1 protein-coding gene is annotated in these 3,582 nt (G+C 63.1%); it reads right to left on the reverse strand.

Annotated features, from left to right (window positions below):
* Window positions 1–35: 35 nt before the first annotated feature.
* The coding region (rpoB, locus tag E5W87_RS19880) for a DNA-directed RNA polymerase subunit beta (RefSeq protein ID WP_292401144.1) at window positions 36–3,582 on the reverse strand (3,547 nt) is incomplete at its 5' end.

A 3,582-nucleotide genomic window follows, 5' to 3' on the forward strand; every position in this document is an offset into this window, starting at 1 on the left:
CGTCCGGTCGCGGGAGCTGCGACCGGACGTCTTGCTCACTCGGCCGCGTCGGGCAGCCGGACCGGGTTGCCGTCCAGCTTGGTGTTCTCCAGCTCGACATTGAGGCCCAGAGACCGCATTTCCTTGACGAGAACATTGAAGCTCTCGGGAATGCCGGCCTCGAACGTGTCGTCGCCTCTGACGATCGCCTCGTAGACCTTGGTGCGGCCGGCGACGTCATCCGACTTCACCGTCAGCATCTCCTGCAGCGTGTAGGCGGCGCCGTACGCTTCGAGCGCCCAGACCTCCATCTCGCCGAAGCGCTGGCCACCGAACTGCGCCTTGCCGCCCAGCGGCTGCTGGGTAACGAGCGAGTACGGCCCGATCGAACGCGCGTGGATCTTGTCGTCCACAAGATGGTGAAGCTTGAGCATATATATGTAGCCCATCGTCACTTTGCGATCGAACGGCTCGCCGGTGCGTCCGTCATAGAGCTGCGACTGACCGCTGGTATGCAGGCCCGCCTGCTCCAGCATGATGTTGATGTCGGCCTCGTGCGCACCGTCGAACACCGGTGTCGCGATGGAGACGCCGCGGCGCATCTGCTCGCTGAGGCGAACGATACTCTCGTCGTCATAGTCGCGGATCGGCTCGTTGCGGTCGTTGGACGGCATGAAGCTCTCGAGCGTCTTGCGCAGCGGCTTGATGTCGCCGGCCGTCTTATAGGCATCGATCAGATCGCCGATCTTCCTGCCCATTCCGGCGCAAGCCCAGCCCAGATGCGTCTCCAGGATCTGGCCGACATTCATGCGGCTCGGCACACCCAGCGGGTTGAGCACGATATCTGCATGCGTGCCGTCCTCGAGGAACGGCATGTCCTCGACCGGAACGATCCGCGACACGACACCCTTGTTGCCGTGCCGGCCGGCCATCTTGTCGCCGGGCTGCATCTTGCGCTTCACGGCCACGAAGACCTTGACCATCTTCATGACGCCGGGAGGCATCTCGTCGCCGCGCTGGACCTTCTCGACCTTGTCCATGAAGCGCTGTTCGAGCGCCTTCTTGGAATCGTCGTACTGGCCACGCAGGGCTTCCAGTTCGCTCTGGAGCTTTTCGTTCTCCACCGCAAACTGCCACCACTGCGAACGCGGATACTCGTCGAGCGTGTCCTTCGACAGCTTCGAGCCTTTCTTGAAGCCCTTCGGCCCGGCAATCGCTTCCTTGCCGACGAGAACGTCGGAAAGGCGCGAATAGACGTTGCGGTCGAGGATCGCCTGCTCGTCGTCGCGGTCCTTGGCGAGGCGTTCGATCTCCTCGCGTTCGATCGCCATGGCGCGCTCGTCCTTCTCCACGCCGTGGCGGTTGAAGACGCGCACTTCGACGACGGTGCCGAAAGTGCCCGGAGGCATGCGCATAGAGGTGTCACGCACGTCCGATGCCTTTTCACCGAAGATGGCGCGCAGAAGCTTTTCTTCCGGCGTCATCGGGCTTTCGCCCTTCGGCGTGATCTTGCCGACCAGGATGTCGCCCGGCTGCACTTCCGCACCGATGTAGACGATGCCGGCCTCGTCGAGGTTCTTCAGCGCTTCTTCCGAGACGTTGGGAATGTCGCGCGTGATTTCCTCCGGCCCGAGCTTGGTATCGCGCGCCATGACCTCGAACTCCTCGATGTGGATCGAGGTGAAGACGTCATCGGCGACGATGCGCTCGGACAAGAGGATCGAGTCCTCGTAGTTGTAGCCGTTCCACGGCATGAACGCGACCAGCACGTTGCGGCCGAGCGCCAGATCGCCGAGCTCGGTCGACGGACCGTCGGCGATGATGTCGCCCTTGTTGACCCGGTCACCCATACGCACCAGCGGACGCTGGTTGATGCAGGTGTTCTGGTTCGAACGCTGGAACTTCATCAGCCGGTAGATGTCGACGCCCGACTTGCCGGGATCGAGATCTTCCGTGGCGCGGATGACGATACGCGTTGCGTCCACCTGGTCGACGATGCCGCCGCGGCGGGCGCCGATGGCGGCGCCCGAGTCACGGGCGACGATCGGCTCCATGCCGGTGCCGACAAACGGCGCTTCGGCGCGCACCAGCGGCACGGCCTGACGCTGCATGTTCGAGCCCATCAGGGCGCGGTTGGCGTCGTCGTTCTCGAGGAACGGGATCAGGGCCGCGGCCACCGACACCATCTGCTTCGGCGACACGTCCATCAGATCGACGTTTTCGCGCGGCGCCATCATCACTTCGCCGGCGTTGCGGCAAATGACGAATTCGTCGACGAAACCGCCATTCTTGTCGAGCTCGGCATTGGCCTGCGCGACATGGTGCTTAGCCTCTTCCATCGCCGACAGGTAGACGACCTCATTGGTCAGCTTGCCGTTGACGATCTTGCGATACGGGCTCTCGATGAAGCCGTACTTGTTGACGCGTGCAAAGGTGGCCAGCGAGTTGATCAGACCGATATTCGGGCCTTCCGGCGTCTCGATCGGGCAGATGCGGCCGTAATGCGTCGGGTGCACGTCGCGCACCTCGAAACCGGCGCGCTCGCGGGTCAGACCACCAGGTCCAAGCGCCGAGAGACGGCGCTTGTGGGTGATCTCCGACAGCGGGTTGGTCTGGTCCATGAACTGCGACAGCTGCGAGGAACCGAAGAACTCGCGCACCGCCGCAGCCGCCGGCTTGGCGTTGATCAGGTCCTGCGGCATCACCGTATCGATCTCGATCGAGGACATGCGTTCCTTGATCGCGCGCTCCATGCGCAGCAGGCCGACACGGTACTGGTTCTCCATCAGCTCGCCGACCGAGCGTACGCGGCGATTGCCGAGATTGTCGATGTCGTCGATCTCGCCCTTGCCGTCGCGCAGTTCGACCAGCGTCTTGACCACGGCCAGGATGTCGTCCTTGCGCAGCACGCGCACGGTGTCCTCGGCCTTGAGCTCGAGGCGCATGTTCATCTTGACGCGGCCGACGGCCGACAGATCATAGCGCTCGCTGTCGAAGAACAGCGAGTTGAACATGGCTTCGGCGGTCTCGAGCGTCGGCGGCTCGCCGGGGCGCATGACGCGGTAGATGTCGAACAGCGCGTCCTGGCGGCTCTCGTTCTTGTCGACGTTGAGCGTGTTGCGGATATAGGCGCCGACATTGACGTGATCGATGTCGAGAACCTTGATCTCGTCATCACCGGCGCTGAGAAGCACCTTCAGCGTCTTTTCGTCGATTTCGTCGCCAGCTTCGAGGAAAATCTCGCCGGTGGCATAGTTGACGATGTCCTCGGCAAGGTAGTTGCCGAGCAGATCCTCGTCGGTTGCCTTGATCGCCTTGAGACCTTTTTCGCCAAGCGCCCTGGCCTGGCGGGCAGTGATCTTCTTGCCGGCCTCGACGACGACCTCGTTGGTGTCTGCATCGACCAGGTCGCCAACGGCCTTGAGGCCGCGGAAACGCTCGACGTTGAACGGGATGCGCCAGTGGTCGCCGGCGCGCTTGTAGGTGATCTTGTTGTAGAAGGTCGACAGGATCTCCTCGCCGTCCATGCCGAGCGCCATCAACAGCGACGACACCGGAATCTTGCGGCGGCGGTCGATGCGGGCGTGCACGACGTCCTTCGAG

This window comes from Mesorhizobium sp. (assembly GCF_004962925.1).
Taxonomy (GTDB): Bacteria; Pseudomonadota; Alphaproteobacteria; order Rhizobiales; family Rhizobiaceae; genus Mesorhizobium.